Origin of the sequence: Henriciella sp. (assembly GCF_029937755.1) — a bacterium.
GTDB lineage: Bacteria > Pseudomonadota > Alphaproteobacteria > Caulobacterales > Hyphomonadaceae > Henriciella.
On record NZ_JAPYPG010000005.1, the window covers coordinates 185,605 to 212,174 of the forward strand.

The 26,570-nt window shown below is 61.7% G+C and carries 20 protein-coding genes and 1 pseudogene; 11 read left to right on the plus strand and 10 right to left on the minus strand.

Annotation, left to right across the window (positions count from 1 at the left end; translation table 11 throughout):
* The first annotated feature begins 114 nt into the window (after positions 1 to 114).
* The 4 genes from Q1K29_RS12695 to Q1K29_RS12710 all read left to right on the plus strand — a co-directional run bounded on the left by Q1K29_RS12695 (position 115) and on the right by Q1K29_RS12710 (position 6,036).
* The gene (locus Q1K29_RS12695; protein ID WP_300395381.1) at positions 115 to 1,482 is read left to right on the plus strand and encodes a gluconate:H+ symporter; all 1,368 of its coding nucleotides are present in this window, start codon (positions 115 to 117) and stop codon (positions 1,480 to 1,482) included.
* Positions 1,483 to 1,545: 63 nt separating this feature from the next.
* The gene (locus Q1K29_RS12700; RefSeq protein WP_300395383.1) at positions 1,546 to 2,706 is read left to right on the plus strand and encodes a fumarylacetoacetate hydrolase family protein; all 1,161 of its coding nucleotides are present in this window, start codon (positions 1,546 to 1,548) and stop codon (positions 2,704 to 2,706) included.
* Positions 2,707 to 4,491: an IlvD/Edd family dehydratase gene (locus Q1K29_RS12705; RefSeq protein ID WP_300395384.1), complete on the plus strand. Its 1,785-nt coding sequence runs from the start codon at positions 2,707 to 2,709 to the stop codon at positions 4,489 to 4,491.
* Between the two features lie 27 nt (positions 4,492 to 4,518).
* Positions 4,519 to 6,036 (plus strand): aldehyde dehydrogenase (NADP(+)), encoded by a 1,518-nt coding sequence (locus Q1K29_RS12710; protein WP_300395386.1) that lies wholly within the window; start codon positions 4,519 to 4,521, stop codon positions 6,034 to 6,036.
* A gap of 67 nt (positions 6,037 to 6,103) precedes the next feature.
* Here the strand turns inward: Q1K29_RS12710 and Q1K29_RS12715 are convergent, their stop codons facing one another.
* From Q1K29_RS12715 to xylB, 4 genes are read right to left on the minus strand one after another with little or no spacing between them, the layout of a single operon-like run.
* Positions 6,104 to 8,047, minus strand: a complete 1,944-nt coding sequence (locus Q1K29_RS12715) for a sialate O-acetylesterase (protein ID WP_300395388.1) — start codon at positions 8,045 to 8,047, stop codon at positions 6,104 to 6,106.
* Positions 8,048 to 8,062: 15 nt separating this feature from the next.
* Positions 8,063 to 8,713 (minus strand): fructose-6-phosphate aldolase, encoded by a 651-nt coding sequence (gene fsa / locus Q1K29_RS12720; protein ID WP_300395389.1) that lies wholly within the window; start codon positions 8,711 to 8,713, stop codon positions 8,063 to 8,065.
* Positions 8,714 to 8,723: 10 nt separating this feature from the next.
* On the minus strand, positions 8,724 to 10,067 hold the full coding sequence (gene xylA, locus Q1K29_RS12725; RefSeq protein WP_366524205.1) for a xylose isomerase: 1,344 nt from the start codon (positions 10,065 to 10,067) through the stop codon (positions 8,724 to 8,726).
* A gap of 2 nt (positions 10,068 to 10,069) precedes the next feature.
* Positions 10,070 to 11,524 (minus strand): xylulokinase, encoded by a 1,455-nt coding sequence (xylB, locus tag Q1K29_RS12730; protein WP_300395391.1) that lies wholly within the window; start codon positions 11,522 to 11,524, stop codon positions 10,070 to 10,072.
* A gap of 92 nt (positions 11,525 to 11,616) precedes the next feature.
* Between xylB and Q1K29_RS12735 the strand changes: the two genes are divergently transcribed.
* The 3 genes from Q1K29_RS12735 (at position 11,617) to Q1K29_RS12745 (ending at position 14,338) form a co-directional block, all read left to right on the plus strand.
* Entirely contained in the window at positions 11,617 to 11,859 is a 243-nt protein-coding gene (locus Q1K29_RS12735; protein ID WP_300395393.1) for a hypothetical protein, read from the plus strand.
* Between the two features lies 1 nt (position 11,860).
* A complete protein-coding gene (locus Q1K29_RS12740; protein ID WP_300395395.1) occupies positions 11,861 to 12,817 on the plus strand; it encodes a sugar kinase in 957 nt (318 codons plus the stop codon).
* A 99-nt stretch (positions 12,818 to 12,916) separates the two neighbouring features.
* Positions 12,917 to 14,338 (plus strand): sugar porter family MFS transporter, encoded by a 1,422-nt coding sequence (locus Q1K29_RS12745; RefSeq protein WP_300395397.1) that lies wholly within the window; start codon positions 12,917 to 12,919, stop codon positions 14,336 to 14,338.
* A 62-nt stretch (positions 14,339 to 14,400) separates the two neighbouring features.
* Here the strand turns inward: Q1K29_RS12745 and Q1K29_RS18500 are convergent.
* The 3 genes and pseudogenes from Q1K29_RS18500 to Q1K29_RS12755 form a co-directional block, all read right to left on the minus strand.
* Positions 14,401 to 14,502, minus strand: a pseudogene (locus tag Q1K29_RS18500) (hypothetical protein); the annotation flags it as partial.
* A 12-nt stretch (positions 14,503 to 14,514) separates the two neighbouring features.
* The gene (locus tag Q1K29_RS12750; RefSeq protein ID WP_300395399.1) at positions 14,515 to 15,546 is read right to left on the minus strand and encodes a LacI family DNA-binding transcriptional regulator; all 1,032 of its coding nucleotides are present in this window, start codon (positions 15,544 to 15,546) and stop codon (positions 14,515 to 14,517) included.
* 162 nt (positions 15,547 to 15,708) lie between these two features.
* Positions 15,709 to 16,842, minus strand: coding sequence for an endo-1,4-beta-xylanase (locus Q1K29_RS12755; RefSeq protein ID WP_300395401.1), 1,134 nt, complete (start codon positions 16,840 to 16,842; stop codon positions 15,709 to 15,711).
* Between the two features lie 138 nt (positions 16,843 to 16,980).
* Here Q1K29_RS12755 and Q1K29_RS12760 point away from each other — a divergent pair, with 138 nt between their 5' ends.
* From Q1K29_RS12760 to Q1K29_RS12775, 4 genes are all read left to right on the plus strand, one after another.
* Complete coding sequence (locus Q1K29_RS12760; RefSeq protein ID WP_300395403.1) at positions 16,981 to 18,696, plus strand: glycoside hydrolase family 43 protein; 1,716 nt, start codon at positions 16,981 to 16,983, stop codon at positions 18,694 to 18,696.
* Positions 18,697 to 18,912: 216 nt separating this feature from the next.
* Complete coding sequence (locus tag Q1K29_RS12765) at positions 18,913 to 21,387, plus strand: glycoside hydrolase family 3 protein (RefSeq protein ID WP_300395405.1); 2,475 nt, start codon at positions 18,913 to 18,915, stop codon at positions 21,385 to 21,387.
* 7 nt (positions 21,388 to 21,394) lie between these two features.
* The gene (locus tag Q1K29_RS12770) at positions 21,395 to 22,312 is read left to right on the plus strand and encodes an aldose 1-epimerase (RefSeq protein ID WP_300395406.1); all 918 of its coding nucleotides are present in this window, start codon (positions 21,395 to 21,397) and stop codon (positions 22,310 to 22,312) included.
* A 5-nt stretch (positions 22,313 to 22,317) separates the two neighbouring features.
* Entirely contained in the window at positions 22,318 to 23,535 is a 1,218-nt protein-coding gene (locus tag Q1K29_RS12775; protein WP_300395407.1) for a Gfo/Idh/MocA family oxidoreductase, read from the plus strand.
* A 139-nt stretch (positions 23,536 to 23,674) separates the two neighbouring features.
* On the opposite strand, the gene ccoS is transcribed toward Q1K29_RS12775, so the two are convergent.
* The 3 genes from ccoS to Q1K29_RS12790 are packed head-to-tail and all read right to left on the minus strand — an operon-like array spanning position 23,675 to position 26,570.
* The gene (ccoS, locus tag Q1K29_RS12780) at positions 23,675 to 23,845 is read right to left on the minus strand and encodes a cbb3-type cytochrome oxidase assembly protein CcoS (RefSeq protein WP_300395409.1); all 171 of its coding nucleotides are present in this window, start codon (positions 23,843 to 23,845) and stop codon (positions 23,675 to 23,677) included.
* The gene (locus Q1K29_RS12785) at positions 23,842 to 26,067 is read right to left on the minus strand and encodes a heavy metal translocating P-type ATPase (protein ID WP_300395411.1); all 2,226 of its coding nucleotides are present in this window, start codon (positions 26,065 to 26,067) and stop codon (positions 23,842 to 23,844) included. Before Q1K29_RS12785 ends, ccoS begins: the two co-directional genes overlap by 4 nt.
* Positions 26,064 to 26,570: a FixH family protein gene (locus Q1K29_RS12790; protein ID WP_300395413.1), complete on the minus strand. Its 507-nt coding sequence runs from the start codon at positions 26,568 to 26,570 to the stop codon at positions 26,064 to 26,066. Before Q1K29_RS12790 ends, Q1K29_RS12785 begins: the two co-directional genes overlap by 4 nt.

A 26,570-nucleotide genomic window follows, 5' to 3' on the forward strand; every position in this document is an offset into this window, starting at 1 on the left:
AAGACCGAGGGACCGGGGAGGATTCACCAATGAAACGCCGTCAAGCGATCCGTCGCGATCGCCAAGTTTTCCTGAAATCTGGCTTACAGACAGACGCCAGGGCTACGGGCTGTCATGGATAGTTCACTCATTGGCCTGCTGATCATCATCGGAGGCATCGCGGCGCTGCTGGCGATGATCATCCTCGCGCGTATTCCAGCTTTCATTGCGCTACTCATGACCTCGATTGGCGTTGCGCTGGCAGCCGGCATGCCGGCTGACGCAATTATGGGCTCAATCCGCGATGGCATGGGCGGGACGCTCGGCTTCGTTGCGGTGGTTGTCGGCCTCGGTGCGATGCTCGGCGCCATTCTCGAGCATTCCGGGGGCATTCAGTCACTTTCACGCGCAGCGCTTTCAACGGCCGGACCAAGAGGCGCTCAGTGGGCCTTGGCCGGTGTCGGCGTCGCCGTGTCGATTCCCGTCTTCTTTGATGTTGCGTTCATCATCCTTGCCCCAATGCTGTTCGGTCTGGCGCGACGCTCCGGCCGTCCGGTTCTCTGGTTCGCGATCCCGGCGCTTGCGGGCATGGGGATGGCACATACATTCCTGCCGCCGACGCCAGGGCCGATTGCTGTCGCCGACCTGATCGGCGCCAATCTAGGCTGGGTCTTCCTTACCGGTCTTGCAACGGGCGTCCCGGCCGTCTTGCTGGGCGGCATCCTGTTTGCCCCGATGGCATCGAGACTGGCAGGACCGGTGCTGGATGCTGGACCTGCCTCCTTGCCTGAAGCGCTCGGCGAGGCCGCTCCGGAAACGGATGGCGCGAAACAGCCATCAGCCCTCTCCGTCCTCCTGATCATTCTCGCTCCGCTTGCGCTGATTGTCCTCGGCGCCTTCGCAGAAATGATGCCTGTTCCAGAGGGGGGTCAGGTTGTCCTGACGTTCATCGGACATCCTTTTGCGGCCCTGCTGATCGCCTGCAGCATCGCCTATGTCGTGCTTGGCCTGAGCCATGATTTTAAACCGGAAGCCCTGAACAAGGTGATGGCAAAGTCGCTTGAGCCGGCAGGCGTAATCGTTCTCATCACGGGCGCGGGCGGCGCATTCAAGCAAGTTCTGGTCGATTCCCAACTAGGCACCCAGATCGCCGATCTCATGGTGTCCGCCAGTCTCGCACCCATCGTCATGGCCTTCGCTATTGCGGCCATACTGAGGGTCGCCCAAGGGTCTGCCACGGTCGCCATGATCACCAGCGGCACGCTCGTCTCAGCCATGATTGATACGTCGGCGGCATCGCCTGTCGGCCTCGCCCTGATCGTCTCCAGCATCGCATCCGGTGCAATCGTCTGCAGCCACGTCAACGACTCGGGCTTCTGGCTCGTCAGCCGCTATCTTGGCCTGACCGAGACACAGACGCTCAAAACCTGGACGGTGATGACAACCATCATTGGTCTGTCTGGTTTTGTCATCGCCTGCCTGATTGCGCTCGCCGTGACCTGACGGCCAACCATCTTTGCGACCTCGAACGTTTAATGTTAACGCTATCTTTCAGAAAGTAGCCCCATGGATCTGCCACTCCGTTCAGAACAGATTTTGCCAGATGACGCAGACGCCTTGCTGATTGGCCGGGTCTGGTCGCGTGAAGAGCGGGGGCCCTGCCCCGTGCTTATCAGCAGCGGCCGCGTGATCAACCTGATCTCCATCGCGCCGACTGTGTCTGCCCTCCTGGAATCAGCCCTGCCCGACCGGACCAATCTGTCCGCACTGCCGGATCTCGGACCACTCGACGCATTCCTGTTGCCGGACGATGATGAACGCTGCCGCGGCAGCTTGCTCGCGCCGTGCGACCTTCAGGCCATCAAGGCCGCCGGGGTGACCTTTGCGGCCAGCCTGCTCGAGCGCGTCGTGGAAGAACGCGCTGGCGGCGACCCGGCACGCGCAGTACAATTACGGGCTGAACTGTCAGCGACCATCGCGGGCGATTTCGCGTTAATCCGGCCAGGATCTGCAGAAGCAGACGCGCTGCGTACCCGCCTGAAGGCAGAAGGGCTTTGGTCGCAATACCTGGAAGTCGGCTTCGGCGAGTATGCGGAGATCTTCACAAAGGCCCAGCCCATGTCGGCGGTGGGCTGCGGCGCCGAGATCGGCGTCCTGTCGGCATCCGACTGGAACAATCCTGAGCCCGAAGTCGCCCTTATCGTCACCTCGCAGGGCAACATCATCGGTGCGACTCTTGCCAATGACGTGAACCTCCGGGACATGGAAGGCCGCTCGGCATTGCTGCTCGGCAAGGCGAAGGACAACAATGCGTCCTGCGCAATCGGGCCTTTCATTCGTCTGTTCGATGAGGATTTCAGCCTGGCGCACGTGGCGCACGCCGAGATCAGCCTGGACGTTCTCGGCACGGACGGATTCCATCTGCAGGGCACGAGCGACATGTCGAAGATTTCCAGAAAGCCGGAAGATATCGTCTCGCAGGCGATCGGCCCTCATCATCAATATCCGGATGGTCTGGCAGTCCTGCTCGGCACGATGTTCGCCCCGGTGGAGGACAGGCGCGCACCGGGTCAGGGCTTCACGCACGAAGCCGGCGATTGCGTAAAGATATCAACACGCTCTCTCGGCACCCTGATCAACTGGACGACCACGTCGGAAACGGCTGCGCCATGGACGTTCGGAATGGGCGCCCTGATGACCAACCTTGCAAGGCGGGGAGTACTCTAGATGACAGGATCGAAGAAACGCGACTTTCGGCTGCGCTCGCAGGACTGGTTCGACAATGTCGAGCATGCTGACATGGCCGCGATCTATCTGGAACGTTTCACCAATTATGGCCTGACCCTGGAGGAACTGCGCGAGGGCCGGCCGATCATTGGGATTGCGCAGTCCGGCTCCGACCTTGCGCCCTGCAACCGGATTCATGTCGACCTTGCACGCCGGGTGAAGGACGGCATCCGGGATGCAGGCGGCATCCCCATCGAATTCCCGATGCATCCGATCTTCGAGAACGGACGACGCCCTACCGCCGCCCTCGACCGCAATCTCGCCTATCTCGGCCTCGTCGAAATTCTGCACGGTTACCCGCTCGACGGCGTCGTGCTGACTACCGGCTGCGACAAGACTACACCCTCTGCGCTGATGGCCGCGGCCACTGCGAACCTGCCAGCCATCGTGCTGTCGGGCGGGCCGATGCTGGATGGCTGGTCCAATAGCGAACGTGTCGGCTCCGGCACGGTGCTGTGGCGCGTGCGCAAGGAATATGCGGCGGGCAAAATCACGCGCGAAACCCTCATCGAACGCGTCGCCGCCTCGACGCCGTCGCTCGGTCACTGCAATCCGATGGGCACGGCGTTGACCATGAACGTTCTTGCCGAGGCGCTCGGCATGTCGCTCACCGGTTCGTCTACCATCCCCGCTCCGTACAAGGAGCGTCCGCAATGTGCCTACCGGACAGGCAAGCGCGCGGTCACCATGGTGGAGGAACAGCTGAAACCGCTCGACGTGATGACGCGCGCCTCCTTCCTCAATGCCGTCCGCGTAAATGCCGCGATCGGCGGATCGCCCAACGCCTACCCGCACCTCATGGCGATCGCCCGCCATGCCGGAGTCGACCTGACGGCGGACGACTGGAACGCGCATGGCTATGAGATACCGCTGCTCGCCAATGTGCAGCCTGCGGGCGAGTATCTCGGCGAGCATTTCCACCGGGCGGGCGGCGTGCCGGCCATTATGAACGAACTCGCAGGCGCCGGGCATCTCGACCTCGATGCGATGACGGTGACCGGCTCGAAACTGGGCCAGAATCTCGAATCCGTTGGCCCCGCCGACCGCGAGGTAATCTATGCCTACGACACGCCGCTCCGGCGGAATGGCGGCTTCAAGGTGCTAACCGGAAACCTTTTCGACAGCGCCATCATGAAGACGAGCGCCATCTCCGACCATTTCCGCAACCGCTACCTGTCCGACCCGGACAGACCCAACACGTTTGAGACCCGCGCGGTCGTGTTCGATGGTTCGGAGGATTACCGCCGCCGCATCAACGACCCGGCGCTCAAGGTGGACGAGAATTGCATCCTTGTCGTGCGCGGGGCTGGCCCTGTGGCCTGGCCCGGCTCAGCCGAAGTCGTCAACATGCAGCCGCCGGATGCCCTGATCCGCGAGGGTGTCGACAGTCTGCCGACCATGGGAGACGGCCGCCAGTCTGGCACCTCGGGCAGCCCCTCCATCCTCAATGCCAGCCCCGAAGCCGCTGAAGGCGGCGGCCTCGCCTGGCTCAAGGATGGCGACATCATCCGGATCGACCTCGATACAGGTCGCTGCGACGCTCTTGTCAGCGAGGATGAGATCGCCCGCCGCAAGCAGGACCTTGTCTATGCGGTGCGGGACAGCGAGACGCCATGGCAGGCCATGTACCGGGCCTCCGTCACACAGCTTGGCGATGGCGCCGTCATCAAAGGCGCCGATACGTTCCGCGATGTTACCTCGCGACTGCCGCGCCACAACCACTGATTTGAAGCAATATCGAAGGATTATCCCATGAGCGATACATTGTCCGGACACCATCTCATTGCTGGTGAATGGCATGCCTCGGAGCGGCGCTTCAAATCCACCGGCCTTGATGGAGAGAGCTTTGACGTCTCCAGCGGCGGCGCAGCCGAAGTCGATCGTGCCGCCAAGGCCGCCGACGAGGCCTACCGGACCTATGGCTGGACCTCGCGCGAAGCACGGGCAGCGTTCCTGGACAGGATTGCAGACTCCATCGAGGCACGCGGCGAGGCGATCACCAAGGCGGGCACGGCCGAAACCGGCCTGCCAGAAGGCCGCCTCAATGGCGAACGCGGGCGCACCACGGGCCAGCTCCGCCTGTTCGCCGACCATATCAGGAAGGGCGACTATCTCGACCGGCGCCATGCCGAAGCGCTACCGGACCGCCAGCCCGCACCACGCCCGGACCTGCGGCTCATGCAGCGTCCTATGGGCCCTGTTGCCGTGTTTGGCGCATCAAATTTCCCGCTCGCCTTCTCGACAGCCGGCGGCGACACGGCCGCAGCGCTCGCCGCCGGTTGTCCCGTTATCGTCAAGGCGCACCCGGCCCATCCGCGCACGGGAGAACTCGTCGCGCGTGCCATCGCCGAGGCCATAGAGGCATGCGGGATGCCAGCCGGCACATTCGGCTTCATTCAGGGCGAAACCCATGAGCTCGGCCAGGCCATGGTCGATCATCCGCTGGTCAAGGCGGCTGCTTTTACCGGATCGCTCGGCGCAGGGCGGGCGCTTTATGATCGCTGCGCTGCAAGGCCAGAGCCGATCCCGTTCTATGGCGAATTCGGCTCGATCAACCCCGTCTTCATTCTTCCCGCCGCCCTGAAGGAAAGGGGCGCACAGATCGGCGAGGGCTGGGCCGGATCGCTGACGCTCGGTGCCGGGCAGTTCTGCACCAATCCGGGCGTTGCCTTCGTCCGCGAAGGTGAGGGTCTCGATGCCTTCATGGACGCCGCAAGCAAGGCCATCGCCGCGTCCTCGTCCCAGACAATGCTGACCGATTCCATCGCGGCCTCTTACCGGAAAGGCGCGTCTACATTCAGAAATAGCGATGGGGTGAAAGAGCTTGCCTGTTCAGACGCTGATGGCCGCCAGGGTGGGCCTGCAATATTCAGGACATCGCTCGACACATGGCTCACCAACCCCGCCTTGTCGGAAGAAGTGTTCGGCCCCGCCGGCCTTGTCGTCACGGTGCCCGACGCTGCCGCTTACAGCCACGCGGCCGAAGCGCTTGAAGGCCAGCTGACGGCCACGGTGCAGATGGACGCCAGCGATCGCGAGACGGCAAGCAACCTGCTTCCGGTGCTCGAACGCAAGGCCGGACGGATCCTGTTCAATGGCTTCCCAACCGGGGTCGAAGTCTCCGACGCCATGGTCCATTCGGGCCCTTATCCGGCGACGACCAATTTCGGTGCGACGTCTGTGGGTACGATGGCGATCCGGCGCTTCCTGCGGCCGGTCTGCTATCAGGACATGCCTGACGCCCTGCTCCACGGTGATCTGCGCTTCTAGCCTCACTGCCGTGAGCAAAGCTGCCCCGCGCCTCAGGCAAACCCTCGTGGCCGGGGCAGCCCTTCGGTTACCTGACGTCCAGCTTAAACGGTGTGACCGGGATCATGTCGTCTGCGTACAGATTGCAGATCGGCGCATCGCCCCAGCAGTGGCGGATGGTTGCTGGCTCAAAGCCTTCCGGCACCGTTGCAACCAGTGTGCGGCCATCGAGACGGGCATCAGCCCAGTTGCATCGTCCAGCCTCGTCGCAGACAGAAACACTGACCACCCGGTCGCCCGAAATCGAGGTGTAATCACCCTCAGGCAAGTCGATCCGGATGGATCCGCCATCTCTTTCGGCCGTCACCGGTGAGTAGCCTGTGGTGCTGGCGTCCGACGCCCCTGACAAGCCATCAAGCACATCGACAGCGCGCATCGCGACGGTGAGCTTGTCAGGCGGGTGGATATCCGTGCGGTGGCCGACATCCATCGTGGTCACCAGACCTGTCAGCGGATCAGCTAGCGCAACGCGGCGCTGGGCGTCCTGCACGCCTGCCCAGCCAGACTCCGAAGGCAGCTCAGGCATCGCGCCATAGCCCGGCAGCTGGACCACGACGACTGGAAGGTCTGCCCCGAAATTCGAGCGCCAGCCAGCAATCAGCTGGCCCAGCAGGCCTTCATAGGCATCCGCCCGCCCCGTATTGCTTTCGCCTTGATACCAGATAGCTGCGCTGACCGCCGTGCCATGCAGCGGCGCAATCATCGCGTTGCCAATCGTGGTGTAGCCGGTCACGGATTCCCAGGGTGGACGCGGGCCGCCATCATCGGGCTGCATCACCGCCTTGTAGGACCAGCCCGACCCGAGCGGCACAGGCTTGCCGGATTGCGGCTCAAGCCGCATCACCTCGCCAGGCCCCATCATGCCGCCCGGTCCGTAGTTGTTCAGCACGTTGATGAGGATCGTGTTTTGGCCCGCTTTCAGGACCCCGGGATCGACAGTGTAGACGCGCTGGTCCGTCCAGCTTGAGGTCGATCCGATGAATTCGCCATTGATCCAGACGGCATCTGAATCATCGAACAGGCCAAGCGAGATCGTCGCCGGCCCGGTCGCCTGTTCCTCTGTCAGTTCAAAGCGACGAGAAAACCAGAGTCGGCCGAGATGGTTCTCGATCTCGGCGTCACCATAGGCTTTCCAGTCGCCGAACTCTTCCGGCGCGCGCTTCCAGGTCGACAGGTCAAGCTCGGCTTTCCAGGGCGCGCTTTCATGCTCGTCCTTCCACCAGCTCTCCCAGACGGCGCCATAAGCCTTCATCGCCGCTACCGGCTCTTCTCGATAGAGGTCCAGGGTCGCAAGACTTTCGTCGAAGCCACCGGCTGCCTGAAGGCGTGCCTGCGGTAGCCAGGCCTCGATCTGCGAACCGCCCCATGACGAGTCGATCAGCCCGATGGGCACGCCTCGCTCCGTGCGCAGGCGCTCTCCGATGAAATAGCAGACAGCGGAAAAGTCCCGCACGTTTTCAGGGGATGCTGGCGCCCAGCTGGCCCCCGCCAGCAGTTGAGATTGCGGCGAGAGCGCTGTTTCTTGCGGCACGGTCAGAAGACGCAGGCCCTCGTCAGCACTTTCGGAAATCGCGGAATCCGGATTGAGCGCGCGATAGACCGGGTATTCCATATTCGACTGTCCCGAACACAGCAGGACATCGCCGACAAGGATATCTTCAGCTGTATACGTCGTGGTGCCGTCGCTCACGGAGAGGTCATATGGCCCGCCTGCCTTCAAAGGGGCAAAGCTTACCGACCAGCCCCCATCCGAACCGGCTTGCGTCTCAACGGTCTGGCCGGCGAGTGATGCGGTGATCACAGCGCCCGGACCGGCTTCGCCCGTAATCTCTACATTGGCGCCGCGCTGCACGACAGCATGGTCGGCATAAGCCCCGTCGACAACGAGCTGAGCCGTCGATGGACCGGCCCCCGCCGCCTGGCAGCCCCCCAGAAACGCGAGTGCGGCGAGTGTCCATGCGGCTTTTTTCATTATCACGCTCCCGGGTCAGACCTTGATACCGGCCTTCTCTGCGTCGGCGAGGAAGGCTTTGAGGCCCTTGTCGGTCAGGACATGACTGGCGAGCGAACGGATCACATCCGGTGGCGCCGTCACCACATCTGCGCCGATCAGCGCGCATTCCTTCACATGGTTGGCACTGCGGATCGAGGCGGCGAGCACCTCGGTCTCGAAACCGTAATTGTCATAGATGGTGCGGATGTCCTGAATAAGGTCCATGCCATCAATATTGATATCGTCCAGCCGGCCGATGAAAGGCGAGATATAGCTGGCCCCCGCCTTGGCGGCGAGCAGCGCCTGATTGGCCGAGAAGCAGAGCGTCACATTGGTGCGCGTGCCTTCCGACGTCAGCGTCCGGCAGGCCTTCAGCCCGTCGAGCGTGAGCGGCAGCTTCACAACGACATTCGGCGCCAGCCCGGCCAGCGCCCTGCCCTGCTCCAGCATGCCTGCCTCATCGGTCGCGACGACTTCAGCACTCACCGGACCATCAGTCACCTCGCAGATTTCCACGATGACTTCGCGGAAATCGCGGCCCGACTTTCCGATCAGGCTGGGATTGGTCGTGACGCCGTCCACGAGACCGGTTACATGCAGGTCGCGGATCGCGGCGACATCGGCAGTATCAACGAAAAACTTCACGCTTGGCCTCCTATTTCAGGCTACGATTGACGAGGTTTTCCAGATACTCCTGACGGCCTGATGTATGCTCGCCGTCGATGCCTGCGCTGGCGGCATGGTCGGCAATCGTTTCCAGCGAGGCATCCGGCGATAGCATGCGCTGGCCGAGCTCTCCCTTCCAGCCGGCATAGCGCTCATCCTTGAAGGCCTGGATCTCGCCGCGCTCGATGATGTCGGCCGCCGACAGAAGCGCCCGCGCAAGCGCGTCAACGCCGCCGACATGGGCGTAGACGAGATCGATTTCATCGGAGCTCTGGCGACGCACCTTGGCGTCAAAGTTGAAGCCGCCTGTGTCGAATCCGCTCGTAGGCAGCAGCTCGATCAGCGCCAGCGTGATGTCGCGGATGTCGAGGTTGAACTGGTCGGTGTCCCAGCCATTCTGATAGTTCCCGCAATTGATGTCGATCGAGCCCATCATGTCGAGCGACACGGCCGTCGCCACTTCATGCGAGAAGCTGTGCCCCGACAGGGTCGAGTGGTTCGGCTCGATATTGACGTGGACTTCACCCAGCAGGTCGAAGCGCTTCAGGAAACCGTAGATCGTCGCCACATCGAAATCGTACTGGTGGTACATCGGCTCATGCGGCTTCGGCTCGATCAGGATTTTCCCGTCGAAACCGATCTTGTGCTTGTGCTCCACGACCATGGTGAGGAAGCGGCCGAAATTCTCGAGTTCGCGGGTGAGGTCTGTGTTGAGCAGCGTGTCATAACCTTCACGGCCGCCCCAGAGTACATAGTTCGACCCGCCGAGTTTGTGGGTCGCCTCAAGGCAGTCGCGGATCTGGCGCACCGCGCAGGCGGCGACTTCCGGATCCGGATTGGTCAGGCCGCCAGCGGCATAGCGCGGATGGCCGAATAGCTTGGCAGTACCCCAGAGCAGACGCACGCCGGACTCTTCCTGATAGCCGGCAAGACGGTCCGCCTGGCGCTTGAAATTGATCGACAGCTCATCCGGTGTGTCGGATGCTTCGGTGATGTCCTCATCATGAAAACAATAGAAAGGCAGGCCGAGCACCTTGAAGAAGTCGAAGGCCGCTTCCATGCGGGCATCGGCTGCTGCGCGATCATTTCCGCTGCGCTGCCAGGGCCGGTCAAACGTGCCTGCCCCGAAGACGTCAAACCCGTCCCAGCAGAAGGTATGCCAGTAGCAGACCGCCATGCGCAGATGGTCTTCCATCCGCTTGCCAAGCACCATCTGGTCCTTGTCGTAGAATCGGTAGGCCAGCGGATTATCCGATTGCGGGCCTTCAAATTTCACCGGCGCCATGCCTTTAAAGCCGGATTGACTGACCATGCTAGCGTTCGTGTCCGCCATTCTCATTCTCCTGTAAATTCGGGTGACAACGCCTTGTAAAGACGTTTGAATTTTTCACGCTTCACGCTGAGACGGTCGACATCTGCATCGTGAGGCTCGATCACATTCGTCGCGCGCGGGGCGGCGAAGGCCTCATCGTAGTGCCCCTTGGTCTTCGCATAGCGCGCAAGACGCGCTGCACCGAGCGCCGGACCAGTGGCCGCACCGTCACGATAGACGAGTGGGCGCTCCAGAACGGCGGCAAGGATCCGGCCCCAGTGGGCAGACTGTGATCCGCCGCCAATTACCGAGATCGAGTGCACATCGATGCCGGACTGGAGAAGCGCATCGAAACCGTCCGCCATGCCAAAAGCGACGCCTTCGAGAACGGCCTCGGCGATCCGGCCTTTTGACGTGTCATGGTCAAGCCCGAACAGGACGCCGCTCGCATAAGGGTTGTTGTGTGGCGTGCGTTCGCCGGAAAGGTAGGGGAGGAAGACCTCCTTGCAGGCGAGTGCCGCGTCCTGTTCCGCCAAATTGATCATCTGTTCCGCGGACTCAGTGCCGGTCGCCCGGCAGGCCCAGTCGACACAGCTGGCAGCGCTCAGCATGACAGACATCAGGTGCCACCTGCCCGGCAGGGCATGGCAGAAAGCGTGGGCGGCAGACTCCGGGTTCGAGCGGAATTCGCTGCCCGCGACGAAGATCACACCAGATGTGCCAAGCGAGAGCAGCGCATCGCCTTCATCGACGATCCCTGCCCCGACCGCGCCGGCAGCATTGTCGCCGCCGCCTGCAACAACCGGTACACGGTCCATGCCCCAGGCCTCGGCCGCTTCCTGGCGCAGGATACCGGTCTCCTCCACACCTTCATAAAGGATTGGCATATGCTCGACCGTCAGGCCGCACGCTTCGAGCAGAGGCTCGTGCCATTTTCGATTGGCGACATCCATCCAGAGCGTGCCCGCGGAATCCGACATGTCGGAGGCAAGGTCGCCCGTCATGCGCAGGCGCACATAGTCTTTCGGCAGCAGGACTTTCGCGACCTTTGCATACGTTTCCGGCTCATGCCGGCGCACCCATTCAAGCTTCGGTGCCGTAAAACCCGGCATGACAAGATTGCCGCCTTTCTCGACGAAATCCGGCTCCCTCTGCTGAAGCGCGGCCGCCTCAGCGGAGCTGCGGCCATCATTCCAGAGAATGGCAGGCCGGAGCGGGTTCATGGACTTGTCGAGGAGCGTCGCGCCATGCATCTGGCCAGACAGCCCAATTGCCTTGACGCCATGCCTTTGTTTCACGTTGAGGCCAGCAACAGCCATGTTCGTGGCTGTCCACCAGTCGGACGGCTTCTGCTCCGACCAGAGCGGCTTCGGGCGAGAGATAGGAAGCTCGGCACTTGCCGTGTCCACGACGCAGCCGGCCTCATCCATCAGGAGAGCCTTTACGCTTGATGTTCCGATATCAATTCCCAGAAACACTTCTCTGGCTGCCTTCCCTCTCGACCTGCTATCTCGCAGGTTCCTGTCATTGCTGATAACGCTAACATCAACAATCTGGAAGGACAACTCTAATGGCTGCAGCTTTTTTTGACCGCTTCCCGCAAAGCGAGTTCCGTGGCGTCGGTCCGGTTAAAAGATTTGAGCCAAAAACGCCGGACACTCAGAGTGCTGCGATTGTTTCTTCAATTGCCTGGCTGCGCCCGCAGCCCTACTATCAATCGAAGCAGATTAAGCGGGAGGGAGCCGTCATGCAGGTCACGAATGCCAGCGCGATGGCCACCGTGACACCATCTCAGACGTCGACCCGGTCATAGTATGGGACTGAACGCCATTTCCGGACGTATCGTCGCAATTGGCGAAGTGATGCTGGAACTATCAGGCCCGGACAGTGAGGCTAAGCGTCTGGCCTGGGCAGGCGATACGGCAAACACGGCGGTCTATCTCGCCCGGATGGGAGTGCAGACCAGCTATCTGACCGCGCTCGGCCTGGATCCCTATTCCGATACAATAAAGTCTGGCCTCGAGGCGGAAGGGGTCGATACGCGATTCGTCCTGCGCCATCCTGACCGCCTACCCGGTCTTTATGCTATTTCTACAACGGCAACTGGGGAGCGAACGTTTCATTACTGGCGCAGCCAGTCTGCTGCTCGCGACTTCTTCAATCTGGATGGTGCCAGTCCCGCCCTGGCCAGTGCAGCATCAACGAGTTTGCTTTACCTGACAGGCATTACACTCTCGATCTTTTCTGCCGAAGAACGCGCCCGCCTCGTGAAACTTGCTGCCACCGTCAGAGCCAACGGCGGCCATGTCGCCTTTGATCCAAACTACCGAGCAAGAGGATGGAATAGCCCTTCAGAAGCCCGAACCGCGATCGACAGTCTCGCGCCGCATATTTCCATGGTCCTGCCAAGCCGGGAAGACGAGGATGAACTGTTCGGGGTCGCCACTACCGAGCAACATATTGAGCGCTGGCAGACTGCGGGGGTGGACGAAATCGTCCTGAAATGCGGAGCTGGAGGCGTTTTCGTCGTGGAGGATACCGGCCGCATGCAACACGTTCCTGTGGAAAAGCTTGCCCCTGTTATCGATACAACCGGTGCCGGCGACAGTTTCAACGCTGCTTATATTGCCGCTCGTCTCGCGGGAGCATCCCGAACCGGCGGTGCCGTAGCAGGCAATCGCCTCGCATCAATCGTTGTAGGTCATCGGGGCTCGCTCATTCCCCGCAATGTCATGCGCGAATTCGACAAATTCGTGCCAAGGTCCCTTTAAACTTGCTTCAGCGTGAGCTAGCGTCATTTATGATAGCCCTAACATTTGTGCGGGCGAGACAATAATAAGGTCTCCTCAGGAGGGGATTGGGAGGAAGAAATGAGTGATACGACAGCGGTCTCTGGCCGGTTCGAAGGCGATTTTGCGTTCGTCCTTCTCATCAGCTGCGTCGCCACGATTGGCGGCTTTCTTTTCGGATTTGATAGTGGCGTGATCAACGGCACGGTCGAAGGCCTTCAGGTGGCCTTTGACTCCGAAAGCGCTGGCACGGGCTTCAATGTGGCGTCCATGCTGCTCGGTTGTGCTGCTGGTGCTGCCCTTGCCGGCCGGCTTTCGGACCTGTTCGGCCGACGCACAATGATGATCGTTGCTGCATCCTGCTTCATCGTTTCGGCGTGGGGCTCGGGAATCGCCAGCAACTCGGCCGAGTTCGTCTTCTACCGCATTCTCGGGGGTCTTGCTGTTGGCGCGGCGAGCGTCATGTCGCCTGCCTATATTTCCGAAATCGCACCGGCCCGGTTCCGCGGCCGTCTCTCCTCTATCCAGCAGGTCGCGATCATTACCGGTCTCTTCGTCGCCTTCCTGTCGAACTACATGATTCAGCAGGCTGCTGGCTCTGCGCTCAATGAGTGGATGCTCGGTTATGAGGCCTGGCGCTGGATGTTCTGGGTCGAACTTCTGCCCGCGACCTTTTTCCTGGTCGCCTTGCTCTTCATCCCGGAAAGCCCGCGTTTCCTCGTTGTGCAAGGCAAGCAGGAGCAGGCCCAGGGTGTGCTCACCCGTATCAGCGGCGAACGGAAAGCCGAAGCGCAGGTCGGCGAAATCGAGCGTTCGCTTGCCGCTGACCACAAGCCGCGCATGTCTGATGTTGTCGCCAAGGGCACCCTTCTTCGCCCGATCGTCTGGATCGGCATCGGCCTTGCCACCTTCCAGCAGCTGGTCGGCATCAACGTAGTCTTCTATTACGGCGCTGTACTCTGGCAGGCAGTCGGCTTCTCCGAAGGCGACGCGCTCCTGATCAATGTGATCTCCGGTCTGGTTTCCATCATTGCCGTGATCGTCGCGCTCACCCTTATCGACCGGATCGGCCGTAAACCACTGCTTCTTGTCGGCTCCATCGGCATGGCGGTGACGCTTGGCATTCTCGTTGTCTGCTTCTCGCAGGCTGTGAGGGTCGACGGGTCCGTGTCCCTACCGGGGGCCTATGGCCTGATCGCCCTTCTTGCCGCGAATGGCTATGTCATGTTCTTCAACGGCTCCTGGGGGCCTGTCATGTGGGTCAGCCTCGGCGAGATGTTCCCGAACCAGATCCGCGGCTCAGGCCTTGCGGTGTCTGGCTTCTTCCAGTGGATCTCAAACTTCCTCATCACGCTGACCTTCCCGCTGATGCTGGCCTCCGCCGCCATCGGCCTCACCGGGGCTTACGGGTTCTATGCGGTCTTCGCATTCATCTCGATCTTCTTTGTGTGGAAGGCGGTCCGCGAAACCAAGGGCATGGAACTGGAGGAGATGACCAACTAAAAGCTCCCTCCCAAGCGAAAAAGAGCGGCGGGCTTTTCAGGGCCCGCCGCGCCGCCGGACCGCTACTCGACCCTCAGTGTGACGCTTTGCGTGTCGGTCGAGCTTGAGCCCGCCATGATTTCGAACTCACCGGGTTCGACGATCCGGTCCATATCCTTGTTCCAGAAGCGAAAGTCTCAGGCGGGAGGCCCAAGGCTTTCACGCTCGATAATGTGGATGCTGTCATTGACCATGCGTACAGGCTGGCCGTTCCAGCCCTCCGCGGTCACGTTGGAGATAATATCCACCGATGCTTGCGCCATCTCGGCGATCGGTTGGCGAACTGTCGTGAGACGTGGCCAGATCGCGGCCGCAATTGCTGTATCGTCGAACCCGACGACCGACAGCTCCTTTGGAATCTGGATCGCACGGCGTTGCGCGGCCGCGATTACACCGGCGGCCATGTCATCGTTGCTTGCGAAGATTGCGGTGGGCCGGTCCTGGATACCGAGCAAGGCATCCCCGCCATGCATGCCGCTCCTGAATGTGAAATCACCTTCCACAATGAGTGCTTTGTCGATCTCGATGCCGTTATCAACAAGCGCCTTTTCGTATCCCTCCTGGCGCATGCGGCTCCAGGGCAGCTCGTGTGGCCCGCGAATGAAGCCAATCCGAGTGTGACCCAGTTCGATTAGGTGGCCTGTCATCGTGTATGCAGCCGCCGCGTCGTCAAATACAACACTCGACTGCTTGAACCGACTGTCGGTGCTGCCAAGCAGGACAGTCGGAATGCCAATATCCTGAATCAACTCTAGAAGCTTGGAGTTCCCACTCAGAGGTGGAGCAAGAATGAGACCGTCCAGCTGGATGGAACTCAGTCGCTTGAGGATAATGGCCGTATCAAGACCATCTTCAATATCAGAGAGGTCTTCGATGACGAGATGATGCCCGAGATCGCGGCAGTGTTTCAGCGCGCTGACCACCAGGGCGCTAAGATAACTCGGACTGGGGTTGTAGTAAGCAAGACCGAGCAGTTTTGATCTGCCGCCAGCAAGCCCGCGCGCCATCAAATTCGGTCTGTAGTTCAGCGCTGTTATGGCGGCTTCGACTTTTTCGCGCGTCGATTCCTTTACAAGGTTTTGCTTGTTCAAAACCCTCGACACAGTCATCTGGGAGACGCCGGCCTTTTCGGCAACTTCCTTGATCGTAATCGGCTGACGCTTGTTCAATTTTCTTTCGTCCAGTCCATTTGAATGCATGCTGCGTCAGTATCGCCCCACATACTGCAATGGCAAGGAGCTTCACCGTTGGCGTGAACAAGTCGCGACTGTCACCCCTGTTTTGTCAGTGCCGGACAGGCCCTGCACGCAATCGGATCAGACGTGATGGTATCAGAGCGGCTGTCGATACTTGGCCGCACGGAACGCCGCAGCAATTGCACCGCGCATGGACTTGGCCTTGTAGTTTTCATCATAAATCGTCGGGCGTTTCAGGACCCCGTCGGTCCTTGGAAGAAAGCCCTGCAGCCAGTTCTGGTCATCCACCATCCCCCATATCAGGACTTCCTTGAGCTCTGGATAGGTCAGCATCAGGTCGAAATACTCGCGTGTATAGTCCGCGATCAGGCGGTCGCGATAGGCGATGTCGGGACGAAGATCGGTGTCGTTGACGTCGAATTCAGTGATGTAGAGCTCAAGCCCCATACCCACGATCTCGTCACAGAACGCGATCCAGTTCTTCTGCTTCTGGCGAGTAAACTCGTCCGGCATCTCGTAATTCGAATGGCTCTGAAGGCCGACGCCATCAATCGGCACGCCCCGCTTGAGCATGCCTTCAAGCAGGCGCAGCACCCCTGCCCGATGCAGCGTGCTGGTATCCTCCCAGCTCATGAAATCATTGTAGACCAGCTTGGCGTCCGGCGCATTTTCCTTGGCGACCGCGAAGCAGAAATCCATCAGCCGTTCACCCATCTTCTTCGATAGCGAGGTCTGCCGGAACTCGCCTGTCTCATCGCTGACGGCTTCGTTCACGACATCCCAGGAATAGATGAAGGGGTGATAGCGCGCGGCCATCTGCGCGATACGCGGCCCGACGAATCTTTCCGTTTCGGCAGCACTCGCGAATTCCAGCTCGTTGACCCAGTCCGGCGACCAGATGCTGCGATGCCAGAGCAGCGTATGGCCACGCATGGTGAGGCCGTTTTCTTTCGCGAAAGCCGCCAGCCGGTCGGCCGGTTCAAAATTCACGACATCTGGCTCAGGATAGATCGTGTACCACTTGTGTGCATTCTCAGCGACAATGGTCGCGCATTCGCGGCGGATAATTTCGAGGTACCGAGGATCATCGAGCTGATGCGCCGCCATCGCAGATCCAAAGCGGATCCCTTTTTCAGCGGCGAGTTCGTGCAGGCCTAGGCCTTTTGCAATCTCGGCGCCCTCTCCGGATGCGACGCATCCGCCGAGACCGGCCCAGGCAGAGGCGCCGGCGCCCAGTTTCATCCAGTCGCGCCGTGAAAGTCTGCTCATTTCGATTCTCCCTCGATCAGGTCTCCGGCCAGGTCTTGTCTTGGCTCTCTGAAATATTATGATAACGCTAACAACATATCGCGCCTGGGGTCTAGCCCAGGTCAAAACATGCATCGGCCTCAGGGAGGGGCTTTCTCAATGTCCAAACAACTGATTCTGTCAGCCATATCCCTGCTCGCGCTTTCGGCGTGTTCGACCGCGCCCGCAAACGAGGAAACCGCAGACGCGCCCACCACGCTCAAAGCCTCGTTCGATTGGTTCGAATATACAGGAAGCGACCCGGCCTTCGCCAACCCGCCCAGTCCTGACGGATACCTGAACCCGGTTCTCGCCGGCTTCTACCCAGACCCGAGCGTGACCCGAGGCCCGGACGGCTATTACCTTGTGCATTCGACGTTTTCCTATTTCCCAGGCATCCCGGTCTTCCACAGCAAGGACCTCGCCCACTGGGAGCAGATCGGCAATGTCATCGACCGGCCGGGCATGCTGGATTTCGATGGCCTCGGCCTGTCACGCGGCGTCTTCGCGCCAACGATCGAATATCATGAGGGCGTCTTCTACGTCGCCAACACCTGTGTCGATTGCGGCGGCAATTTCATCGTGACGGCGACTGACCCGGCAGGGCCGTGGTCCGACCCGGTCTGGCTGCCCGAGGTCGGCGGTATCGATCCATCGCTTTTCTTCGAAGAGGACGGCTCAGTCTGGATCATGAACAATGACGAGCCGCCGGGCGGCTCGACCTATCCCGGACACCGCGCCATCTGGTTCCGCCAGATCGACCCCGACACCTTCCAGTCCATCTCCGAACCGATCGTGCTGATCGATGGCGGCGTTCGCCCCGAGGACAAGCCGATCTGGATCGAAGGCCCGCACATCTATCATGTCGGTGACTGGTATTATCTGAGCGCGGCAGAAGGCGGCACGGCCGTGGACCATTCGCAGGTCGTGCTCCGCTCAAAAGAGCTGACCGGCCCTTACGAGCCATATGAGAACAACCCGATTCTGACCCAGCGCCATTTGCCCGCGGACCGGCCCGACCCGATCACCTCCGTTGGGCATGCAGACCTTGTCCAGGATGGCGATGGCAGGTGGTGGGCGACCTTCCTGGGCGTTCGTCCCTATGAAGGCAACCTCTACAATACGGGGCGCGAAACCTTCCTGATGCCCGTCGATTGGAAGGATGGCTGGCCCGTCATCCTCGAAGGCGAGGAAGAGGTGCACTACAACGTGGACACCCGCCCTGCCCGGCTCGGCACAATCGGCGAGCACGTGCCAATGTCCGGCAATTTTACTGTGCGAGAAGACTTTGATGGTGAGGCGCTTCCGTTCCATTGGATGACATTGCGCGTGCCCCAGTCGGACTGGTGGACGCTGGAAGACAGTGCCCTCGTGCTCGATGCCCGGCCTGTCGACCTCGGCTCCGGGATGCAGCCCTCCTATCTCGGCCGGCGCCAGCAGCACCAGAACGCTGTCGCCACGACCAAGGTCACCTTCAGCCCCGAAACCCCTGGCGATGAAGCCGGGCTCGCCGTGCTGCAAAGCGATGAATATTTCTATGCGCTCGGTCTGACCGTTTCGGATGCGGGCGAGCCTGAAATCGTCCTGCGCCAGCGCGCAGGCGCCGACCAGTCCCTCGAGGGAACAGTTGTTGCGACCGCGCCATCTTCCGGCGCTGCGGCTGAACTCAGGATCACGGCTCGCAAGAATGCGTACGATTTTGCTTTCCGCAATTCAGGCAGCGACCAATGGACTAACATTGCCGCGGGACTCGATGGCACGATTCTGTCGACGCAGGTCGCAGGCGGCTTTGTCGGTGCAACGTTCGGCCTCTATGCCGAGGTTGAACCACGCTGATCACACCGCGTCGAAGTTACCAGCGCGAAGCGGCGAAGACGGACTTCAGCAAGGCCTCTTCCTTGCGCAGGGGCTTTTTCGTTGCACTCGAAGTCGATTTCGTCTAGCGAAAATGTTAACGCCAACATTCTCCGGTTGCGTCCGAGCGCTTCGACTCAAAGCCGTCCTCCAGAGACGTGTGGAGAACGAGATTGGCGAACAGGGAGACATAAAATCATGCGCTATAAATCCTCATGGTACGCTCTCGCGGCGGCGGGACTTCTGCTTTCAGCTTGTTCGAGCACCGAACCCGTCGAAGGACCTTCGCCGGTTTCAACCGACGCGGCCGAACCCGCCACCGAACCATCTGTGTGGCCCGCCGTAGAGAGCAATCTCATCGATCCGTCCATCGAAGCGCGCATTGACGAGATCATGGCCAAGATGACGCTGGAACAGAAAGTCGGCCAGGTCATCCAGGCCGACAATGGCTCGGTGACGCCCGAAGAGGTCAGGCAATACCGGCTCGGCTCGGTGCTCAGCGGCGGCAACTCGGCGCCCAATGGCAAGCCCTACGCCAGCGTCGAGGAATGGGTGGCCGCCACGGATGCTTTCTACGCCGCATCTGTCGATCCCGAAGGTGTCGAGATCGCGATCCCGATCATCTGGGGCATCGATGCGGTCCACGGCCATAACAACGTTATCGGCGGCACCGTCTTCCCGCACAATATCGGCCTCGGCGCCATGCGAAATCCGGCGCTGATCGAGAGGATCGCGGAAGTGACCGCCACCGAGCTTCGCGTCACCGGCCATGACTGGACCTTCGCGCCAACCGTCGCCGTCCCGCGCGATGACCGCTGGGGCCGCACCTATGAAGGCTTTGCCGAGGATCCCGAGGTCGTCGCCTCCTATTCCGCCGCGATCGTTGAAGGCCTGCAGGGCGTTTTCGGCGCGGATGACTTCCTCGACGAGACACACGTCATCTCCACCGCCAAACACTATCTCGGCGATGGCGGCACCGAGGGTGGCACCGACCAGGGCGACACGAAGGTGTCGGAAGCAGACCTCGCGCGCATTCATGGCGCCGGCTACCCGCCCGCCATCGAAGCGGGCGCGCTCTCCATCATGGCGACCTTCTCAAGCTGGAATGGCACCAAGACGACGGGAGACAAACACCTGCTGACCGACGTCCTGAAGGGCCGGATGGGCTTTGACGGTTTCATTGTCAGCGACTGGAATGCGCACGGCCAGATCGATGGCTGCACCAATGAAGACTGCCCGGAAGCCCTGATCGCCGGCATAGACATGTACATGGCGCCAGACAGCTGGAAGGCCCTCTACGAGAACACGCTCGCCCAGGCGAGAAGTGGCGAGATCCCGATGGCGCGCCTCGACGATGCCGTCCGCCGGATTCTGCGCGCCAAGCTCCATTACGGCCTGTTCGATGAAGGGCGTCCATCAGAGCGCCCACTGGCCGGGCGCACGGACCTGCTCGGCTCTCCTGAGCACCGCGCTGTTGCCCGTCAGGCCGTGCGCGAATCTCTAGTCCTGCTCAAGAATGACGGCGTCCTGCCAATCGCCCCGACCGCGAACATTCTGGTCGCAGGCGACGGTGCTGACAGCATCTCCAAACAGTCCGGCGGCTGGACGCTGACCTGGCAAGGCGGCGGCCTCGACAATGATGAGTTCCCGAACGGCGCTTCCATCCTGGATGGTCTTGCCGAAGCCGCAAGCAACGTCACTCACAGCCCCGACGGCAGCTATGACGAGAAGCCCGACGTCGCCATCGTCGTCTTCGGCGAGGATCCCTATGCCGAGTTCCGCGGCGATGTTGCCCATCTCGCCTATGATGTCGACGGCTCGAAGGAAATCGACCTTCTCCGCAAGCTGCAGGCAGATGGCATTCCGACGGTCAGCGTCTTCCTGTCTGGCCGCCCGATGTGGGTGAACCCGGAACTCAATGCGTCTGATGCCTTCGTTGCCGCCTGGCTCCCCGGGAGCGAGGGAACAGGCGTTGCAGATGTTCTGGTCGCCGCCGCAGACGGCACGCCCCGCCATGATTTCACGGGCAAACTCTCCTATTCCTGGCCGAAGAGCCCCGACCAGGGCCCGCTCAATGTCGGCGATGAGACCTACGATCCCCTGTTCGCTTATGGCTATGGCCTCTCCTATGCCGAGCCAGGCGAGGTGGCCACGCTGGACGAAACCGTACCCGACACCCTGCAGGCGAGCGGCAACACCAACGTCTACTTCAGCGACGGCAGCTACAGCGCCAATATTCGCGTCTTCAAGTCTGGCGCCGTCAGCGAGAGCCGCGTCGACCATCGCGCGCAGGAAGACGCCGTCTCCTTCAGCTTCGGCGGAACCGGTGGATGGGTGTCCTTCTCAGACGGCGGGGCGAGCGACTATGTCCGTGAATCCAATGCTGACATCGAGCTGCTGCTGACATTGCGCTCGACGCTCACAGCGCCCGTTTCGATCGGCATGGCCTGTGAGGGCGATGACTGCCGCAGTACGCGGGAGCTGTCGGCCGACGACCTTGGCAATGGCGACTGGACGGATGTCCGCATCTCGCTGAGCTGTTTTAACGATATCGACCTCTCCTCCATCATTGCGCCCGTCTACATTGAGGCGAGGGGGCCGGGCGAAATCGCCATCTCCGAGGCAAGACTCGTCGAGGACGCAGACGCCGCAGAGACCTGTCCTGGTGATTGATCCAGGGATGCCCGGGACGACTGAACTAACGGACAAGGCGGCGCTTAGCCACCTGTCGGCTTATGGCTTTGAGATGGCCGTCCAGCCCGGCGTGGGCGGACGCATCGTCTCGCTCACATTCGGGGGGCGGGATGTGTTCCAGCCCGATGCGCGGCCAGAGGCCATGAGGGTCTTTGACGCCGGCTGCTTCCCCTTGGTGCCGTTCTCCAACCGGATACGAGGCGGCACGTTCGCATTTGCGGGCCGCTCTCACACGCTGAAGCGAAACTGGGACGGCGATGAGCACGTCATCCACGGCGAGGGCTGGACAAGCGCCTGGACGGTGACCCATCAGGACGACGCTTCGATCCGCATGTGGATGGCCGGCGCGGACTGGTGGCCCTGGGCCTATGAGTGCAGCCAGCTCATCAGGCTGACGCCGGGCCGGGTCAGCCTGTCACTCAATGTGACGAACCTCGACACCAGCGCCATGCCTGTCGGCCTCGGATTTCACCCCTATTTTCCAAGGAACGAGCGAACAGAACTGCAGTTTAACGCGGCCGGCATGATCAGGCCGATGAACCATGGTCCGCTGCAAATCGAACCGCTGACCGCGAGCACTGCCTTTTCGCATGCTACCGTCGTCAGCACGCGCAATCTGGACCATGGCTATGCCGGATGGGACGGCCTTGCGAGAATCCGCCAGCCGGATGGGGGTCTGGAAATAGCCGTCAGGGCAAATGCTTCACCTGCCGGTGCAGTGGTCTATATCCCATCAGACGGGCCCTTTTTCTGTTTCGAGCCCGTGTCCCAGATCAATGGCGCGTTCGAAATGGGCCAGACCGCCGAGACGGGGCTGCACGCACTGAAACCCGGCGAAACTCTCGATTTTTCCGTCGCGATCGACGTTGAGAGACGTCCAGACGCGCCAGACAGAAAGGACTGATCCGGATGACCCGCTTTGATCAAGACCGCAGACGTCTCCTCCAACTTGCCGGCGTGACGGCCGCGGTGCCGCTCTTTGGTTGCGCTGGCGCCCAGACATCCGGCGGATCCGGTGTTCGAGCCATCGGCCAGCCCATGCCGGGCAATGTTCGCCTGCCTGAGACCCCGCCGGAGAAAGGGACCGCCAACAGCGTCGGCATTGCGGTCATCGGCCTTGGCGGCTTCGCACTTCATCAGATGATGCCCAATTTCGTGAACGCCCGGCGCGCCCATATCGCAGCGGTCGTCTCCGGCAATGCCGACAAGGCGAACCGGGTCGGCGAAGCCTATGGCGTGGCACCGGATGCGCGCTACTCTTACGACAACTTCGAAGAGATCGCGTCCGATGACCGGGTCGACGCGGTCTATATCGTTCTGCCGAGCGGACTGCATGCCGAATGGGCCGAGAAAGCCTTTGCGGCCGGCAAGCACGTCCTTTGCGAGAAACCGATGGCGCTCAACAGCGGCGAGTGCGAACGCATGATCGCTGCTGCCGGTGCCGCCAATCGCAAGCTGATGATCGCCTATCGCTGCCACTTCGAGCCGTTCAACATGCGCGCGATGGAGCTGATGGACGAAGGCGCTGTCGGAGACATCAGGCTGATCCGCACAGACCAGCATTACAGGATGGGGCCAACCACGCCGGCGGAAAACTGGCGTGCCAATCGCGCCCTCGCCGGTGGCGGCCCGCTTGAGGATTACGGGCTCTACGGCCTTCAGTCTGCGCTTTATCTCTCGAATGAAATGCCAAGCACGATCAGCGCGCGGACCTTCCAGCCGGAAGGCGACCCGCGCTTTGCCGAGATCTTCGCTTCAGTACAGACCCAGATGCAGTTTCCGTCCGGCGCCGTTGCCCAACTGTCGACCTCCTATGATGCCGTCGGCTCGAACCGCGCCCTCGTCCGCGGCACACAGGGCTTGCTCGACATGGATCCGGCGACGAATTATGGCGGCCTGCGCATGACGCTGCGCCGCGGTGGGAGCTCGGAAGACCTCAATCCGGGCGATCCCTCGACACAGTTCGCCGCCCAGCTCGACCACTTCGCCGACGCCATCCGTGACGATATCGAGATCCGCACGCCGGGCGCCATGGGCCTGCGAGACATCCGCCTTATCGAAGCGATCTATCGATCCGCCGAGACAGGCCAGGCTGTATTTCTGAAGCCAGATGGCAGGATGAACTAGCGATTTGCATTGACTGAACACAATGCGCCCGAAGAATCTGCAACATTCATAACCGCTGCGGGGTTTTCAAGGTACCGGCAGAAGGTGGATGCATCATCCATTCTGAGTGCGGGCGTTCCGATCCCAAACGGCGGGAGGCTCAGCGTTCGTCCGGCTTGTCCGGTAGCGGTTTGTCTTCGTCGATCAGGATGCGGTAGCGCGCGCCTTCCGGATCGTCGAACTGGCCGGACTTTGTCGCCCAGATGAAGGCACCGAGCCCCAGCAGGCCGAGCAGCAGCGCAACGGGGATCAGATAGATGAGACCGGTCATGCAGCAGCCTCCTTCCTTCTCGACGGACGGATTGCGTTCAGCGTCACGATAAGCGAGGAGGCCGACATGGCAATGGCGGCGACAAGCGGGGTCGCAAAACCGGCGACCGCCACAGGCACCGCGATCATGTTGTAGAGCGCGGCAAGACTGAAATTCTGCAGCATGCGCAGACGTGCGCCACGTGCGGTGTCGAGAATGGAGAGGATCGCCTCAAGCCCTGCCCCGGTATAGACCGCATCACTGGCCGACTGGCTGACATCCATGGCCCCGCCCGGCGCGAGCGAGGCGTGCGCCAGCGCAAGCGATCCGGCGTCGTTGAGGCCGTCACCGATCATCAGCACCTTGCGGCCTTCGGCCCTCAACGCCTCAAGGCGGGCCGCCTTATCGGCAGGGCTCGCGGCGGCTTGCCAGTGTTCGATGCCGAGGCGGCTGGCGACGTCGGCCACTGCAGAAGCCCGGTCGCCTGACAGGATTTCGAGGTCCATGCCGCGTGCCTGCAGCTCAGCGGCCATCTCTTCCGAACCGGGACGCAGGGCATCCTCGAAGTCGAACCGATACACCTGGCCATCAGCCTCGCTGTACCAGATGTGCAGCTTGCCATCGTAGGTCACGTCATCAGCGCCGACCCAGTCAGCCGAGCCGAGCCGGACGGTCCGGCCGTCGATCTCTGCCTCAAGGCCGAGTCCGGGATGCTCGCGAACATGCTCGGCAACAGGGCCCGGTCCGGCGGCGGCAACAAGCGCGCGCGACAGCGGATGACGGGAAGCGCGGGCAAGCCGGGCCGCCTTCACCACAAGCTCCTGCGGCGCACTGCCGGGAACGAGTTCTGCATCGCCAAGGGTCAGCGTACCGGTCTTGTCGAAGACAACGTGATCGCAAGTCGCCAGCCGCTCCAGCGCATCCCCGGACTTGAGATAGACACCCTTGCGGAACAGCCGCCCGGCGGTCACGACCTGAACCACAGGCGCCGCCAGTGCCAGCGCACAGGGACAGGTGATGATCAGGGTGGAGACGGCGATGAGCAGTGCATCGCGCACGCCAATACCCGCCAGCATCCAGCCAATGAAGGTGAGCGCGGCCGTCGTATGGACGAGCGGCACGTAAAGAGAAACCGCCTTGTCGGCGATACGGCGATAGGTGGAGCGGCGCTGCTCGCCAGCCTCCAGCATGCGGGCGATATCCGCCAGCAGGGAGTCGCTTGCCGGTGAGATGGCACGTCCCCGGATCGACTGTCCGAGATTGACCGACCCGGCGAAGACACGCGCCCCCGGCGCAATCGCGCGCGGCAGGCTCTCGCCGCTGACAAGGCTTTCATCCACCTCGCCTGCCCCGTCGATGATATCCATGTCGACCGCAAGGCGTTCGCCCGGCGCGACAAGGATCAGGTCCCCGGCCGCAACGTCGCTGGCCCTGACAGACTTTGCCAGGCCGGTCGTGTCGAGACGCGTCACCGTGTGAGACTGGAGGGCGGCGAGATCATGCGCGGCAGCATGCGTGCGACGGCGCAGGCGCGCATCCAGAAACCGCCCGACCAACAGGAAGAAGAGCAGCATGACGGACGCGTCGAAATAGGCGTGCTCACCGCCGCGGATGGTTTCGGCAACGCTGACGCCGAGCGCCAGCAGGACAGCCAGAGAAATCGGCACGTCCATGTTGGCGTGGCCACGCTTCAACACATTCCAGGCGGACTTGAAGAAGACACGTCCGGAGAACAGTGCCGCCGGAATAGCGATCGCACCGGAAATGGCGTGCATGGCGCGCCGGGTCGTTTCGCCCATTTCGCCATGGCCAGCCCAGACCGACACCGAGAGCAGCATCACATTGGCAGCCGCGAAGGCGGCAACGCCCATGGCGATCAGAAGGTCGCGCTCTTCCTTCTTCGCGGCAGCGTCGCCCTTGTCCGGGTCGAAGGCGGAAACGCCATAGCCGAGATCGGAGACCGTGCCCGCAATGGTATTGGCATCGACCCCTCCCGACCATCGCACATCCAGCCGGCCATTCGACAGGTTCAGCCGCGCTGTGCTAACGCCAGGCAGCGCGCCAACGGCGCCTTCGATCTTCGACAGACAACCGGCACATTTCGCGCCACGCACGGACAGGCTGAGCGTTTTGGCTCCGCCCTTCTCGATAACGAAAGCGGAGACGTCCGTGCCGCCCCCGCTGCTGGCCGGAGCGAGCCCGCTCGGGCAGCCAGCCGCCTCGATGTCCGTCATCGCATTCATGGTACAGAGACCGATTTCACCGCATTGAAGACGTCATCACCATGGGCTGAGCGGGCCTCGATATCGACTTCCCACATCCCCTTGCTCAGCGGCGGCAGGTCAACCTCGTAGGCCCCTCGCAGGACAGGATCGAGCGAAAGGGTGATATCCTCCGCGGTCGTCGCCTGCCGGCGCAGCGTTGCCGTGACGGTAAGCGTCGAGAGCGGCTCGCCATCCTGGTCGCTCGCTTCGATGCGCAGACGCGACGCCCCCTCGACCAGGCCGGCCCGCAAAGTCCAGCCAAGAGCGGCCTGTTCGCGGCGCTGCTCGAGCGTGTCATTGTAGTTCAGACCCTGCAGGTAGGACTTCTCGACATCCTCACCCGGGAAGCTGGTAATCGCCGAATACAGGAAAACCCCGTTCACCGCGAACATCACGCCAAAGAAGCCGAGCATGATGAGCAGGACATGCCAGCCTTTGAGCTTTGCGTCCGGGCCTTGCTTGTATTCAGGGGCGGCCATCAT

Bases quoted from the DNA above. Each gene is read 5' to 3' on its own strand.
- ccoS (WP_300395409.1), bottom strand. From the start codon at position 23,845: ATGACCGGTCTCATCTATCTGATCCCCGTTGCGCTGCTGCTCGGCCTG.
- Q1K29_RS12700 (WP_300395383.1), top strand. From the start codon at position 1,546: ATGGATCTGCCACTCCGTTCAGAACAGATTTTGCCAGATGACGCAGAC.
- Q1K29_RS12790 (WP_300395413.1), bottom strand. From the start codon at position 26,570: ATGATGGCCGCCCCTGAATACAAGCAAGGCCCGGACGCAAAGCTCAAA.
- Q1K29_RS12735 (WP_300395393.1), top strand. From the start codon at position 11,617: ATGGCTGCAGCTTTTTTTGACCGCTTCCCGCAAAGCGAGTTCCGTGGC.
- xylA (WP_366524205.1), bottom strand. From the start codon at position 10,067: ATGGCGGACACGAACGCTAGCATGGTCAGTCAATCCGGCTTTAAAGGC.
- Q1K29_RS12765 (WP_300395405.1), top strand. From the start codon at position 18,913: ATGCGCTATAAATCCTCATGGTACGCTCTCGCGGCGGCGGGACTTCTG.
- Q1K29_RS12760 (WP_300395403.1), top strand. From the start codon at position 16,981: ATGTCCAAACAACTGATTCTGTCAGCCATATCCCTGCTCGCGCTTTCG.
- Q1K29_RS12710 (WP_300395386.1), top strand. From the start codon at position 4,519: ATGAGCGATACATTGTCCGGACACCATCTCATTGCTGGTGAATGGCAT.
- Q1K29_RS12785 (WP_300395411.1), bottom strand. From the start codon at position 26,067: ATGAATGCGATGACGGACATCGAGGCGGCTGGCTGCCCGAGCGGGCTC.
- Q1K29_RS12755 (WP_300395401.1), bottom strand. From the start codon at position 16,842: ATGAGCAGACTTTCACGGCGCGACTGGATGAAACTGGGCGCCGGCGCC.
- Q1K29_RS12705 (WP_300395384.1), top strand. From the start codon at position 2,707: ATGACAGGATCGAAGAAACGCGACTTTCGGCTGCGCTCGCAGGACTGG.
- Q1K29_RS12715 (WP_300395388.1), bottom strand. From the start codon at position 8,047: ATGAAAAAAGCCGCATGGACACTCGCCGCACTCGCGTTTCTGGGGGGC.
- Q1K29_RS12745 (WP_300395397.1), top strand. From the start codon at position 12,917: ATGAGTGATACGACAGCGGTCTCTGGCCGGTTCGAAGGCGATTTTGCG.
- Q1K29_RS12740 (WP_300395395.1), top strand. From the start codon at position 11,861: ATGGGACTGAACGCCATTTCCGGACGTATCGTCGCAATTGGCGAAGTG.
- Q1K29_RS12770 (WP_300395406.1), top strand. From the start codon at position 21,395: ATGCCCGGGACGACTGAACTAACGGACAAGGCGGCGCTTAGCCACCTG.
- Q1K29_RS12695 (WP_300395381.1), top strand. From the start codon at position 115: ATGGATAGTTCACTCATTGGCCTGCTGATCATCATCGGAGGCATCGCG.
- Q1K29_RS12775 (WP_300395407.1), top strand. From the start codon at position 22,318: ATGACCCGCTTTGATCAAGACCGCAGACGTCTCCTCCAACTTGCCGGC.